We start from the raw sequence: 14,360 nt of genomic DNA on the forward strand, positions 1-14,360 counted from the left end.
AACCGCCGAACGAAAAAAGCCGAGTGAATCGACTGAAAAGAGCCGAGTGAAAAGCCGGGCCGAGAGGCTCAGTCGCCCTGCAGCAGCCCGCCCGCCAACCCGATGAGCACCGGCGCCACTCCCACCGTCAGGAAGGCGGGCAGGAAGCACAGCCCCACCGGAGCGGTGATCAGCACCTGGGCGCGCTGGGCCCTGGCCACGGCGCCGCGCGAGCGTTGTGCCCGCAGGCCTTCGGCCAGCCGGGACACCGGCTCCGCCGCCGGCGCTCCCGTCTCCCCGGCCCGCCGCAGACAGCGGGCCAGCCCCGCCGCGCCCGGTATCTCGCCGAACCGCCCCCATGCCGCGGCCGGTTCCCCGCCGAGCCGTAGCTCGGCCGCCGTCGCTGCCAGCCGGGCGCCGACCGGCCCGCCCAGCGACTCACCGACCGCCTCCGCCGCCTCGCGCGGTCCCGCCCCCGCCGCGATACACGCGGCCAGCAGATCCGCGGCGAGCGGGAGCTGCCGCTCCACCTCGTCCCCCCGGGTGCGGTCGACGGGCCTCCTCGTCCGCAGCCATCTCCGGAGCCAGCAAGCCCCGGCCAGCCCCACCACCCAGCCGGGCACCCCGCCGACCAGGACCCAACCGGTGATAACCGCACCGAGAGGTGGCCCCCATTTCCGCGCCCACACCCTCGTCGCCCGCTGCTCCCCGCCCCACCGCCGAGGACGCGGCCGGCTCTCCGCCGTCCCCGCCGTCAGCAGGGCCGTTAGCCGCCCGCGAGCCCGCCGGCCGCGCCGCCCGGCCGTGATCGTGAAGGCCAGACATCCGGCGGCGGCCAGCATCGAGACCGCCACCCACAGCCTGTGGACATCCGCACCGGTCATGGCGCCTCACCTGCCCGTACGATCCGGGCGGCCCACCACAGGCCCGCGCCTTCCAGCAGGCCGCCCACGGCCAGGCATCCCAGGCCCGCCGGGGTGTGCAGCAACACCCGCGACGGCTCCGCGCCCAGCGCCCAGCCCATCGCCAGCCCCACCACCGGAAGCAGCGCGAGCACCACCACGGTCGACCAGGCACCCGCCAGCCGCGCCCGCAGCTCCTCGCGCTGGTCCCGCTCCGCCCGCAGAGCGGCCTCCAGCCGGTCCAGCCCGGCGGCCAGGCCCGCTCCGCCGTCCACGGCGACCCGCCAGCACGCGGCGAGCCCTACGAGACCCTCCGCCCCCGGCTCGCGCGCCGCCCGCCGCAGCGCGTCAGGTACGTCGCCGCCGAACCGCGCCGCCGCCCGCACCGCGGCCTGCGCGCCTCCCAGCCCACCGGTGGACACCGCCGCGGCCTGGAGGGCCTGTACGGGCTGCAGGCCTGCCCGCAGCTCGCCCGCGGCCGCGCCGCACAGCGCGACGATCAGGTCGGCCCGTCGCTCCCGCGCCCCGCGCCGTTCCCTCGCTCGCAGCCACCGCCCCGCCAACGGCACCGCCAGTCCTCCCGCGACCAGCGGCAGCGCCGACTGCCCGACCAGGGCCAGCAGGGCCCCCAGCGGCAGACAGAGCCACTCACCACCCGGCCCACGCGCCCACCCGCGCACTCCCGGCAGCCATCGCTCCCACGGCCGCGGCCCCGGTGCCACGCCATCCGTCGCCACACCGTCCGCCGCCACGCCGTCCGCGAACAGCAGCCGGGCCCGTCGCAGCCCACGCTCGTGGCCGACCGTCAGCCGGATCGCCGCCACGGCGCACAGCGCCGCCACGGCCCCGGGGGCCCACATCGTCACCGCCCTCACCGCGCGCCCCCGATCAGCGTCAGCAGCCGAGGCCAGCCCCGCTCCCGCACGAACGCCTCCGCGCCCCAGCGCAGCGCGGGCACCGGCACCACCAGCCCGGTGGTGTCCCTCTCCAGGACATGCACCTCGGCGATCCGCCGGCGCCCGCCCCGGTCACGCGCGAGATGGATCACGACGGACAGCGCGGCCGCCAGCTGACTGTGCAGCGCCGCCCGGTCGAGGCCGGCCGCCGTCCCCAGGGCCTCCAGGCGCGCGGGAACGTCCGCCGCCGTATTGGCGTGCACGGTCCCGCAGCCGCCCTCGTGCCCCGTGTTCAGGGCGGCCAGGAGTTCGGTGACCTCGGAGCCCCGTACCTCCCCGACCACCAGCCGGTCCGGCCGCATCCGCAGCGCCTGACGGACCAGGTCCCGCAGCGTCACCAGGCCAGCGCCCTCCTGGTTGGCAGGTTTGCCCTCCAGCCGCACCACATGCGGATGGTCGGGCCGCAGCTCCGCCGAATCCTCGGCCAGCACGATCCGCTCGCGCTCGCCCACCAGGCCGAGCAGGGTCGACAGCAGCGTGGTCTTCCCCGTGCCCGTACCGCCGCTGATCAGGAACGAAAGCCGGGCCTCGATCAGCGCCCGCAGGATCCGGTCCCCGCCCGGCGGAATCGTCCCGGCGACAGTCAGCTCCGCCAGGGCGAACGCCTTCGGCCGCACCACCCGCAGCGACAGATACGTCGAACCGACCGCCACCGGCGGCAGCACCGCGTGCATCCGGGTCCCATCGGGCAGCCGGGCATCCACCCAGGGCCTGGCGTCGTCCAGCCGGCGCCCCGCCACCGCCGCCAGCCGCTGCGCCAGCCTCCGTACGGACGCGGCGTCGGCGAACGACACGGCCGTGAGCTCCAGGCCGCCGCCCCGGTCCACCCACACCCGGTCGGGCGCCGAGACCAGTACGTCCGTCACCGAGCCGTCGGCGAGCAGGGGTTCCAGCGGCCCGGTCCCCACCAGCTCGCATCGCAACTCCTCGGCGGCGCCGAGCACTTCCGTGTCACCCAACAGCCGCCCCTGAGCCCGGAGCGCCGCCGCCACCCGGGCAGGCGTCGGGTCGGCACCGCTCTCCGCGAGCCGCTGCCGTACGGCGTCCAGCAGCCCACCGTCCGCCGTCCCGGCGCTCATGACGTCCCGCTCCCATCCCCGGCGAGGGCCCGCTCCCAGAAGGCCGTGCAGAACGCGGCCAGTGGCCCGCGCGCACGGGATCCCGGCGGCGCTCCTCCGTCCAGTGCCTCCGACAGGCCCGGCTCCAGCGGCACTTCGCCCACCAGCGGAAGCCGGAGCGCGTCGGCGATCCACCGCTCGTCCAGCCCGGCGGCATAAGGGCCACGCACGACCGCCCGCAGGTCCTGGAGCACCATGCCCACCATCGAGGCCACCCGTCCGGCCGCCGCGACGGCCCGTAGCTCGGCGGGCACCACCAGCAGCCCCAGATCCAGCTGCGCGAGAGCCTCCGCGACGGCCTCGTCGACCCGGCGGGGCAGGTCCACGACCACGACGCCACCACGTCTGCGGGCGGCCGCGAGCACCGACCGCATGGCCTCCGGCCGGATCACCACGGAGTCCCCGCGATCCCAGCTGAGCACGCGCAGTTCGTGGAGCCACGGCAGCGACTCCTCCAGCGCGCCGCCGGCGACCCGGCCCTGGGAAGCGGCGAAATCCGGCCAGCGCCTGCCCACCGCCTGCTCGCCGCCGAGCAGGACATCGAGGCCGCCGCCGAGCGGGTCGCCGTCGATGAGCATCGTGCGCCGGCCGGCCCGCGCCGCGGTGACGGCCAACGCGCAGGCCAGGGTCGAGGCTCCGGCGCCGCCCCGGCCGCCGACCACGCCGATGGTGAGCGCCTGCCGGCCCACGCCCTCGGCCGCGTCCGCGATCCGGTCGACGAGCCAGCTCTCGGCGTCGGGCAGCCGCAGCACGCAGTCGGCGCCGATCTCCACCGCCCGCCGCCACACGTCCGGGTCGTCCTGGTCCCGTCCGACGAGCATCACGCCGCGCCTGCGCGTGGCGCCGCGACAGCGCGCCGCCGCGTCGTCGCCCACGAGGACCATCGGCGCTTCCTCCCAGCACCCCTTCCGCTCCGGCACGGCGTGGTGGACCTGGGGCTCGGCGCCCGCGGCGGCACACAGCCGCAGCAGATCGTCGAGCAGGTCCGCGTCCTCGGTCACGATCAACGGCCCCGTCCGGCGCCCCTCGGTGACCTGTGCGCGATCGGATGTCATGGAACCCGTCACGATCTCCGCCCCCTATCTCCTCTGCCGCGATCCGGGGGTCCTCGGGCGCTTCTCTCCACGCTCTCGGACCGATCCGGTATCGGTGATTCCGGCTGCCGCGAACTTCGCGGACGGAATCACCGTGCAGTGGAACGGGAAATCGTGTGGATCTTGCTTGAAAACTGTGGACAACTCAGCAGTTGTGGATATCCCGCCCGCCCATACCGGTGACTTCCGGAGAGCGGCGCGTCAACTACGCACAGTGACTGGTAGAAAGGGAGCGAAGTCATCGCACACAAGGCCCACCGAGAAGGGAGGAGCCGGATTCACGCGCCGAAAACGCGTCCGGACATGCGACGACCCCCGCCGGGGGGGAGAGCGGGGGTCGTCCCCACGGCCGACTCGGGGGGGGGAGGAGTCGGACCGGGTTAGCACGGTCGCGAACGATCCGTGACTTCCATGGTGTACCCGAGAGCCTTCTCAGGCAAACCCACGCGCCGGAGCTTACGCCGAATGGTGGGCGCCTATGCTCGGCCTCGTGGAAAACCACTCCCTGCCGCGCACAGCAGCCTTCTTTGACCTGGACAAGACGGTCATTGCGAAGTCATCGACGTTGACCTTCAGCAAGTCCTTCTACCAAGGCGGTCTGATCAACCGCCGCGCCGTACTGCGCACCGCGTACGCGCAGTTCGTCTTCCTCGCCGGAGGTGCCGATCACGATCAGATGGAGCGGATGCGGGAGTACCTCTCCGCCCTCTGCAAAGGCTGGAACGTCCAGCAGGTCAAGGAGATCGTCGCCGAGACACTCCACGACCTGATCGACCCGATCATCTACGACGAGGCCGCATCCCTCATCGAGGATCACCATGTCGCCGGCCGGGATGTCGTGATCGTCTCCACCTCGGGCGCGGAGGTCGTCGAGCCGATCGGCGAGCTGCTCGGCGCCGACCGGGTAGTGGCCACCCGCATGGTCGTCGGCGCCGACGGCTGCTTCACGGGCGAGGTGGAGTACTACGCGTACGGGCCGACCAAGGCCGAGGCGGTGAAGGCACTCGCCAAGTCCGAGGGCTACGACCTGTCCCGTTGCTACGCGTACAGCGACTCGATCACCGACGTCCCCATGCTCCAGTCGGTCGGCCATCCCTACGCGGTCAACCCGGACCGCGCGTTGCGGCGCGAGGCGACGGCACGCCAGTGGCCAATTCTCGTCTTCAACCGGCCTGTTCGGCTGAAGCAGCGACTGCCCGCCTTCTCCATGCCACCCCGGCCGGCCCTGGTCGCCGCAGCGGCGGTGGGCGCGGCGGCCGCCACGGCCGGGCTGGTCTGGTACGCGAGCCGGCGCCGGCAGTCCGCACGTCTGGGCGCCTGACCGTTTCGCCCTTGTTTGAACGTGAAAGTAAAGAAGGGTAGTCAGGGGTTCCGCATATCCGCGCACAGGAGTACAAAGGATTCAACGGCCCGCGAGACCATGGCTATCCGAGAGGATCACCTGTGAACGCATCAGGCCCCACGGACCGAGCATGGAAGTTGAGCACCCACGCGACGTCGACCCGTCGAATACGGGCCAGCCGCACCAGGTGACGGGCGAAGCACCCGACCTGATGGGCACTACACGAGGACGCATGGTAACTCGGCGGACATGTCGGCGGCGGCGCCCAGCAAGCGCCGCCGCAACCCTGTTCAGGAACCCTGTTCAGGCCGCGCCGCGCTGAAGCGCCTCGCAGACCGCCGTGGATTCGCGCGCACCCAGTTCGATCGCCCGCCCGCAGTGGATGATCCACGCCGCCATGCCGTCCGGGGTCCCCGACAGGTAGCCGTCAAAGGCGGCCGCGTAGGCCGCGCGACCCAGTTCGGCGTGACCGACCTCGGCGGGGCAGACCGACTTGGGGTCGAGACCACTGCCGATCAGCACGACTCGTTCCGCCGCTCGGGCCACCAGGCCGTTGTACGAGCCGAAGGGACGCAGTGCCAGCAGCTCACCGTGCACCACCGCGGCCGTCACCAGCGCCGGCGCCGTACTCGCCGCGACGACCAGCGCCGACAGTCCGTTCAGGCGCCCCGCCACCTCCTCCGCGCTCGGCAGCGGAGTCTCGACCAGCGGTCCGGCCGCCTCGGCCCCAGGGGTCTCCACGACAGGTTCACCCGCCAGCCGGGGCCGCCCCACCGTCTCGCCGGGAACGCCCGCGCCGCCCGCGGCCACCAGATGCAGCCGGGCCAGCACGCGCACGGGCGACTGCACCCAGATGGAGAGGAGCTGGCCGCATTCGGCGGTCAGCCGCAGCGCCGCGCCGACCGTACGGGCCTCGGCCTCCGCACCGAAGTCGCTGCGCCGGCGCACCTCTTCCAGCGCCCAGTCGGCGCCGGTCAGAGCCGCCGATCCGCGCGCGGCGCGCAGCGCCGCCTCCGAGGTGACCTCATTGCTGCGACGCCTCATCACGCGGTGGCCGTAAACCCGGTCGACGGCCTGGCGTACGGAATCGACCACGCCGGGGACCCCCGGCAGGGAGGCCAGCGCGGCCAGCGGGTCTTCCGGTCGCGGTACGAAGGAGGCGTCAGAGGCAGTCGTACTCATAGGTAGGGAGGCTACGCGCCCCGGGCACACACCCCACCTTGGAGTGGTCTTCCTCACGCAAACGCACCACGTATTGCGACGCAGCCACTACGCTACGTGAACATGAAGATCGCTTTCGTGGGCAAGGGCGGCAGCGGCAAGACGACGCTGTCCTCGCTCTTCATCCGTCACCTGACCGCCAATGAGGCTCCCGTCATCGCGGTGGACGCCGATATCAACCAGCATCTGGGGGCGGCGCTCGGCCTCGACGAAGCCGAGTCCACCGCGTTTCCCGCGATGGGCGCGCACCTCCCCCTCATCAAGGACTATCTGCGCGGCAGCAATCCGCGGATCGCTTCCGTCGAAGCGATGATCAAGACAACGCCGCCGGGTGAGGGGTCGCGCCTGCTCCGGGTCCGCGAGGACAACCCGGTGTACGAGGCCTGCGCCCGTGCCGTACGCCTCGACGACGGCGAGATCCGGCTGATGGCCACCGGCCCGTTCACCGAATCCGATCTGGGCGTCGCCTGCTACCACTCCAAGGTGGGCGCGGTCGAACTGTGCCTCAATCACCTGATCGACGGCCCCGACGAATACGTGGTCGTCGATATGACAGCCGGCTCGGACTCCTTCGCCTCGGGGATGTTCACCCGCTTCGACATGACGTTCCTGGTGGCCGAGCCGACACGCAAGGGCGTGTCCGTCTACCGCCAGTACAAGGAGTACGCACGGGACTTCGGCGTCTCGCTCAAGGTCGTCGGCAACAAGGTGCAGGGCCAGGACGACCTCGACTTCCTCCGCGAGGAGGTGGGCGACGACCTGCTGGTCACCGTGGGCCACTCGAACTGGGTACGCGCGATGGAGAAGGGCCGGCCGTCCCGGTTCGAGCTGCTGGAGGCGGACAACCGCTGCGCGCTGCAGACCCTCCAGGACGCGGCCGAGGACTCGTACGAGCACCGCGACTGGGAGCGGTACACCCGGCAGATGGTCCACTTCCACCTCCGGAACGCCGAGAGCTGGGGAAACGCGAAGACGGGCGTCGACCTGGCTGCCCAGGTCGACCCCGCCTTCGTTCTCGGCGAATCACTCGCCGTGCCTCAGCCGTCCTAACCGGCTCAGCCGTCCCGCCCGGCCGCGTCCGGCGTCAATGCTGTCCGTGCCGTCAGTGCTGTCAGTGCTGTCAGTGCTGTCAGTGCCGCGCCGCGTGACCGGCGGGCCGGCCCGCCGGGGCGGCGGAGCCCGCGGAAGGGTTCGGAGCCGCGTTCATGGCTGCTGTGAACGCCGGCCAGCCGCCCTTGGGCGCCTGGCCGACCTCAAGCCCGCGCAGCTTTTCGAGGGTTTCCGGGTCCTGCGCGTCCAGCCAGTCGGCGAGCTGACGGAACGACACGCACCTCACGTCCGGCTGCCCGCAGACCGTCTTGATCGTTTCCTCGATGGCACGCATGTACGTGCCGCCGTTCCAGGACTCGAAGTGGTTGCCGATGATCAGCGGTGCGCGGTTCCCCTGGTAGGACCGGTCGAACGCCTTGAGGAGTCCGTCGCGCATCTGATTGCCCCAGTACGCGTGCTGGGACGGGTCGCCCTTGGTCGTCCCCGACTGGTTGAACATGAAGTTGTAGTCCATCGAGAGCGTCTCGAAGGCGCGGCCCGGCACCGGGACGAGTTGCAGCGGCAGCTCCCACATGCCCTCGGTCTTCTTCGGCCAGACCTGGTTGCCGACGCCACTGGAGTCGTAGCGGAAGCCCATCGTCCGGCCCGCCGCCATCATGTTCTTCTGCCCTTCCAGGCAGGGCGTGCGGCCGCCGACCAGCTCCTTGTCGTAGTCGAAGGGCAGCGGAGCCTCGTTCCGCAGCCCGGCGTTGGTCTTCCAGCTCTTCACGAAGGACTTGGCCTGACTGATCTCGCTGCGCCACTCGTCGACGGACCAGGTGCCGACGCCGCCGTCGTTGCCGCAGAAGTGGCCGTTGAAGTGGGTACCGATCTCGTTGCCGTCGCGCCAGGCCGCGCGCAGCTCCCGCAGGGTGTCCCTGATCCCCTTGGTGTCGTTGAAGCCGATGTCCGAGCTGCCGGCCGCGTGCTGCGGCGGGTCGTACTGCTGGGCCTTCTCCTCGGGCAGCAGGTAGACCCCACTGAGGAAGTACGTCATGGTCGCGTTGTACTTCTTGGCCACCTCCCGGAAGTGGGAGAAGAGCTTTTGACTGTCCTCCCCGGCACCGTCCCAGGAGAAGACCACGAACTGCGGCGGCTTCTGCCCGGGCTTCAGACGCTCCGGCTTGGCCAGGTGCGGTTGGGCACCGGTGTACGCGGTCGAGCCGTCACCGATGAGCTGTACGACATTCTTGGGGGTTCCGGGGGCCTTCTTCGCACCGGGGGCGCCCTTCTTCGCCTCCCCGTTGACTCCAGGGCCGGATCCGGAGCATCCGGCGAGGCCGACGGTCAGCGCCATGACGGCGGCGCCGAAGGCGATTCTCTTTGTGGCGGCCAGCATCCGCCCACCCTCTTCCTCAGGAATCAGTACCGAAGTGCCGAGCGGCGACCTGCCGGCACGGCGCCGAGCGCCGACAACGTCTCACTTCGGATGAAAATATGAAGAAACGACAAGCCGGACAAAATTACTAATCACCAGTCCGAGTGAACAATGGGACCATTTGACCGAAAAGTCATGTCCCAGTCTTTACTCTGCATTACGATCCATTTACCAAGAGTTGAGTTGAGCATCCCGCCGCTGTACGCCGTGACCCACGGCCGCGACCCCCTTTCCGCGACCGCGCTGCCCCGGAGGAGACGGGAAACATGTCTGCCTGCGTCCCCACTCGCACCGAACGCACTTCTCCTGAGACCCCCACCGATCCCCCGCCCCGCATGGCCCGCACGCTCCGCCCGCCCCGTCTCGGGCGGCTGGACAGGCCGCACGGACCGCCACCGCGCGGCCCCGGGTTCCGGATCGCCGGAGCCGATCTGTCCGCTTCCATCTCCGTCTTTCTGATCGCGCTGCCGTTCTCACTCGGCATCGCCCTCGCCACCGGAGCCCCGCTCCAGGCGGGCCTGGTGGCCGCCGCCGTCGGCGGTGTGGTCGTGGGCCGGCTGGGCGGGGCCCCGCTTCAGGTCAGCGGCCCCGCCGCCGGACTCACCGTCGTCACGGCCGACCTCATCCAGCGGTACGGCTGGCGCACCACCTGCGCCATCACCATCTGCGCCGGTCTCGCCCAACTCGCCCTCGCGGCGCTACGGGTGGCCCGCTCCGCGCTCGCGGTCAGCCCGGCGATCGTGCACGGGATGCTTGCCGGCGTCGGCGTCACGATCGCGCTCTCCCAACTCCACATCGTTCTCGGCGGCACACCACAGAGTTCCGCCGTCGACAACGTCCTGGGGCTGCCGGCCCAGTTGGCCGGCTCCCACCCGGCCGCGGTCTTCGTGAGCGTCCTGACCATCGCCGTACTGCTCGCCTGGCCACGGATCCCGGGGCGCGCGGGCCGGTTCGCACGCAAGGCGCCGGCCATGCTCGCGGCGGTGGTCGTCGCGACCGCCGTCGCCGCTCTGACGGGGATGAGACTGGAGCGGGTCGACCTGCCCTCCTGGAGCCGTCACGCACTGCCCGAAATGCCCGAGGGGCCGGTGCTCGGACTGCTCGCCGCCGTCCTGACCGTCACCTTGGTCGGCAGCGTCGAATCACTGCTCTCCGCGGTCGCCGTCGACAAGCTGGTGGCCACGCGCAAGGAGCCGCGTGGTCCGATCCCGCGCGCCCGTCTCGACCGGGAGCTGGCAGGTCAGGGTGTGGGCAACGTCGTGTCCGGTGCGCTCGGCGGTCTGCCCGTCGCCGGCGGCGCCGTGCGCAGTTCCGCCAATGTCTCGGCCGGCGGTGTGAGCCGGCACGCGACGATGCTGCACGGCCTGTGGATCACCGCGGCGGCCCTGCTGCTCGTGCCCGTGCTCGATCTGATCCCGCTCGCGGCCCTGGCCGCGCTGGTGATGTTCGCCGGGATCCAGATGGTCAGCATCGGCCGTCTGCGCAGCGTGAAGCGGAACCGCGAGATGCTGGTGTACGTGGTGACACTGGCGGCCGTGGTCCTCACCGGCGTACTGCAGGGTGTGGCCATCGGGATCGCGTTGGGGGTCGCGGTGGCGCTGCACCGCCTGACCAGGACGCGGATCACGGCGGAGGAACACGACGGGATCCACCGGGTGCGTGCCCGTGGCCAGTTGACGTTCCTCGCCGTGCCGAGGCTCAGCCGGATACTGCATCAGGTCCCCCAGGACGCCGACTGCGTCGTCGAACTGGACGGGTCCTTCATGGACCACGCGGCGTACGAGGCGCTGCACGACTGGCAGACCGCTCACATCGCCCACGGGGGCACGGCCGAGTTCACCGGACGGGCGGGCGGCCGGATCGCCGGGGCCGCCACCCCGTCCCACGCCTGCTGCCGGCCCTGGACCCCCTGGCGCAACCACCACTGCGGCGAGCATCCCGCCGCCGAGCGGGCCGCGACGGAGCAAGCCGGCAACAGCTCTCCCGGGACAGAGCGGACCGGAGCCAGAAAGTCCGGCGCCGGGATGTCCGGGGCCGGCGGATTCGGAGCCGGAGAGGCCGGGGCCGAGTCTGGGGCTGGAGCTGGGGCCGGGGCTGGGGCCGGGGCCGGGGCTGGAGCCGGGGCTGAGCAGTCCGGAGACAGGCGGTCCAGCAGCGGGCGCCCTGGAATCGCCTCCTCAGACCTCGGACGGTCCGGTGGTGGGTCGGGCCGCACGTCGAGCAGCCGCCAGCTGGCCAGCGGGCTCAGTTCCTTCCAGCGCCATACGGCTCCGCTGGTGCGGGGCGAGCTGGCGCGGCTGGCGCGCGAAGGCCAGCGGCCCTCTCAGCTCTTCCTCACCTGCGCGGACTCCCGGCTGGTCACCAGCATGATCACGTCCAGCGGTCCCGGTGACCTCTTCACCGTGAGGAACGTGGGCAATCTGGTGCCGTTGCCCGGGGCGGACGGCGCGGACGACTCGGTGGCCGCGGCGATCGAGTACGCCGTCGACGTGCTGCGGGTGGGGTCCATCACCGTCTGCGGGCACTCGGGGTGCGGGGCCATGCAAGCCCTTCTGAGCACAACCGACGGCGCGGACGAGCCGCAGACACCGCTGCGGCGCTGGCTACGGCACGGAGCGCCCAGCCTGGAGCGGATGAGAAGCAGGCGCCACTCATGGGCCAGGATCTCCGGCCGGCTGCCGGCCGACGCGGTCGAGCAGCTCTGTCTGACCAATGTGATCCAGCAGTTGGAGCATCTGCGGGCCCATGAGGCGGTGGCCCGGGGGCTCGCCGAAGGCAGGCTCGAACTGCACGGAATGTACTTCCATGTCGGCGAGGCGCAGGCGTATCTGCTGGCGGACGGCGCCGCGGTCGCCGCCGAGGGTGGGGGTGGGGGCGGCGGGGAGGAAGAGGTGTTCAACCGGGTGGCCCCGACCGCGCTTGAGGAATCGCGCGCCTGAACCCTCTCCGTACGGCATCCGTGAGAGTGTGTGGCCCGCCTCCCCACTGCCCCGGGGCGGCGGGCCCTTCTCCGCGCACGAAGGGCCCGTACGAAGGGACCGTACGAAGCTCTCGCACGGAGCTCTCACACGGACTTCTGGCACCGCATAGGTCTAAACCAATTCTCGGCAAGCCCTTGTCACCCGGGCGTCCGACTGATGAGCTAGGCCCGGGACACATAGGACGCCCTGGGAAAGGGAGATGTCGTGAGCAACGAAAGCCTGGCCAATCTGCTCAAGGAGAGCCGGCGATTCGCACCGCCGGCCGAGCTGGCCGCGCACGCCAATGTGACGGCGGAGGCGTACGAGCGGGCCGAGGCGGACAGGCTTGGCTTCTGGGCCGAGCAGGCGAGGCGGCTCACCTGGGTCACCGAGCCGACCGAGACGCTGGACTGGTCGAACCCGCCATTCGCGAAGTGGTTCGCGGACGGCGAGCTGAATGTCGCCTACAACTGCGTCGACCGCCATGTGGAGGCCGGCCACGGCGACCGGGTCGCGATCCACTTCGAGGGCGAGCCGGGCGACAGCCGGGCGATCACCTATGCCGAGCTCAAGGACGAGGTCTCCCGCGCCGCGAACGCCCTCACCGAGCTGGGCGTCCGCAAGGGCGACCGGGTCGCCGTGTACCTGCCGATGATCCCGGAGGCCGCGGTCGCGATGCTGGCCTGCGCCCGTGTCGGAGCCGCGCACTCCGTGGTCTTCGGCGGGTTCTCCGCCGAGGCCGTCGCCTCCCGCATCCAGGACGCGGACGCCAAGCTGGTCATCACCTCCGACGGCGGTTACCGCCGTGGCAAGCCGTCCGCCCTCAAGCCGGCGATCGACGAGGCCGTGGCCAAGTGCCCGCAGGTCGAGCATGTGCTGGTGGTCCGCCGTACCGGCCAGGACACCGCCTTCGACGAGACCCGCGACGTCTGGTGGCACGACATCGTGGGCCGCCAGTCCGCGGAGCACACCCCGGAGGCGTTCGACGCGGAGCACCCGCTCTTCATCCTGTACACATCGGGGACGACGGGTAAGCCGAAGGGCATCCTGCACACCTCGGGCGGCTACCTCACCCAGGCGGCGTACACCCACCACGCGGTCTTCGACCTCAAGCCCGCGTCGGACGTGTACTGGTGCACGGCCGACATCGGATGGGTGACCGGCCACTCGTACATCGTGTACGGACCGCTCGCCAACGGTGCCACGCAGGTCATGTACGAGGGCACGCCCGACACCCCGCACCAGGGGCGGTTCTGGGAGATCGTGCAGAAGTACGGGGTGACGATCCTGTACACCGCGCCGACGGCGATCCGTACGTTCATGAAGTGGGGGGACGACATCCCCGCCAAGTTCGACCTGAGCTCCCTGCGCGTGCTGGGCTCGGTCGGCGAACCGATCAACCCCGAGGCGTGGATCTGGTACCGCGAGCACATCGGCGCGGGCAAGACGCCCATCGTGGACACCTGGTGGCAGACCGAGACCGGCGCCATGATGATCTCCCCGCTCCCCGGCGTCACCGAGACCAAGCCGGGCTCGGCCCAGCGCGCCCTGCCCGGCATCTCCGCGACCGTCGTCGACGACGAGGCCCGCGAGGTGCCGGACGGAGGCGGCGGCTATCTGGTCCTGACCGAGCCGTGGCCCTCGATGCTGCGCACCATCTGGGGCGATGACCAGCGGTTCATCGACACCTACTGGTCTCGTTTCGAAGGCAAGTACTTCGCCGGTGACGGCGCGAAGAAGGACGACGACGGCGACATCTGGCTGCTGGGCCGCGTCGACGACGTGATGCTGGTCTCCGGCCACAACATCTCCACCACCGAAGTCGAATCCGCCCTCGTCTCGCACCCCAAGGTGGCGGAGGCCGCCGTCGTGGGCGCTGCCGACGAGACCACCGGGCAGGCCATCGTCGCCTTCGTCATCCTGCGGGGCACCGCCGTCGTCGACGACGGGCTGGTCGCGGAGCTGCGCAACCACGTGGGCGTCACGCTCGGTCCGATCGCCAAGCCCCAGCGGATCCTGCCGGTCGCGGAACTGCCCAAGACCCGTTCCGGCAAGATCATGCGGCGCCTGCTGCGCGATGTCGCGGAAAACCGGCAGCTCGGTGACGTCACCACCCTCACCGACTCCTCGGTCATGGATCTCATCCAGACGCAGCTCCCCTCGGCGACCACCGAGGACTGAGCTTCGGCGCCCGATCAGCGCCGCAGCGGCGCTGGTGTGGTGGCCCCCCCCCCCCCCCGCCCGGGGGGCCCCCCCCCCCCCCCCCGCCCCGCGCGCCCCCCCCCGGGGCCCCCACAACACCCCACCCCCACAATATTGGT

10 protein-coding genes are annotated in these 14,360 nt (G+C 71.4%); 4 read left to right on the forward strand and 6 right to left on the reverse strand.

Annotated elements, in window-relative coordinates; all coding sequences use genetic code 11:
* Positions 1-68: 68 nt before the first annotated feature.
* The 4 genes from ACIBAE_RS22620 to ssd are packed head-to-tail and all read right to left on the reverse strand — an operon-like array spanning position 69 to position 4,010.
* Positions 69-863, reverse strand: a complete 795-nt coding sequence (locus ACIBAE_RS22620) for a type II secretion system F family protein (protein ID WP_399288450.1) — start codon at positions 861-863, stop codon at positions 69-71.
* Positions 860-1,741, reverse strand: coding sequence for a type II secretion system F family protein (locus ACIBAE_RS22625; protein WP_399288546.1), 882 nt, complete (start codon positions 1,739-1,741; stop codon positions 860-862). Before ACIBAE_RS22625 ends, ACIBAE_RS22620 begins: the two co-directional genes overlap by 4 nt.
* Before the next feature lie 11 nt (positions 1,742-1,752).
* Positions 1,753-2,916 (reverse strand): TadA family conjugal transfer-associated ATPase, encoded by a 1,164-nt coding sequence (locus ACIBAE_RS22630; protein WP_399288453.1) that lies wholly within the window; start codon positions 2,914-2,916, stop codon positions 1,753-1,755.
* Positions 2,913-4,010, reverse strand: coding sequence for a septum site-determining protein Ssd (gene ssd, locus ACIBAE_RS22635; RefSeq protein ID WP_399288456.1), 1,098 nt, complete (start codon positions 4,008-4,010; stop codon positions 2,913-2,915). The genes ACIBAE_RS22630 and ssd overlap by 4 nt, the downstream gene beginning before the upstream one ends.
* 517 nt (positions 4,011-4,527) lie before the next feature.
* Between ssd and ACIBAE_RS22640 the strand changes: the two genes are divergently transcribed.
* A complete protein-coding gene (locus ACIBAE_RS22640) occupies positions 4,528-5,370 on the forward strand; it encodes an HAD family hydrolase (protein WP_399288459.1) in 843 nt (280 codons plus the stop codon).
* Between the two features lie 324 nt (positions 5,371-5,694).
* Here the strand turns inward: ACIBAE_RS22640 and ACIBAE_RS22645 are convergent, their stop codons facing one another.
* Complete coding sequence (locus ACIBAE_RS22645) at positions 5,695-6,573, reverse strand: oxidoreductase (RefSeq protein ID WP_399288462.1); 879 nt, start codon at positions 6,571-6,573, stop codon at positions 5,695-5,697.
* A 102-nt stretch (positions 6,574-6,675) separates the two neighbouring features.
* Here ACIBAE_RS22645 and ACIBAE_RS22650 point away from each other — a divergent pair, with 102 nt between their 5' ends.
* On the forward strand, positions 6,676-7,662 hold the full coding sequence (locus tag ACIBAE_RS22650) for an ATP-binding protein (RefSeq protein ID WP_399288465.1): 987 nt from the start codon (positions 6,676-6,678) through the stop codon (positions 7,660-7,662).
* Between the two features lie 79 nt (positions 7,663-7,741).
* Here ACIBAE_RS22650 and ACIBAE_RS22655 read toward each other — a convergent pair whose 3' ends face one another.
* On the reverse strand, positions 7,742-9,040 hold the full coding sequence (locus tag ACIBAE_RS22655) for a hypothetical protein (protein WP_399288468.1): 1,299 nt from the start codon (positions 9,038-9,040) through the stop codon (positions 7,742-7,744).
* Between the two features lie 305 nt (positions 9,041-9,345).
* Between ACIBAE_RS22655 and ACIBAE_RS22660 the strand changes: the two genes are divergently transcribed.
* Complete coding sequence (locus ACIBAE_RS22660) at positions 9,346-12,018, forward strand: bifunctional SulP family inorganic anion transporter/carbonic anhydrase (RefSeq protein ID WP_399288471.1); 2,673 nt, start codon at positions 9,346-9,348, stop codon at positions 12,016-12,018.
* 246 nt (positions 12,019-12,264) lie between these two features.
* Complete coding sequence (acs, locus tag ACIBAE_RS22665; RefSeq protein WP_399288474.1) at positions 12,265-14,220, forward strand: acetate--CoA ligase; 1,956 nt, start codon at positions 12,265-12,267, stop codon at positions 14,218-14,220.
* Positions 14,221-14,360 lie beyond the last annotated feature (140 nt).

This window comes from Streptomyces sp. NPDC051569 (assembly GCF_044454085.1).
GTDB lineage: Bacteria > Actinomycetota > Actinomycetes > Streptomycetales > Streptomycetaceae > Streptomyces.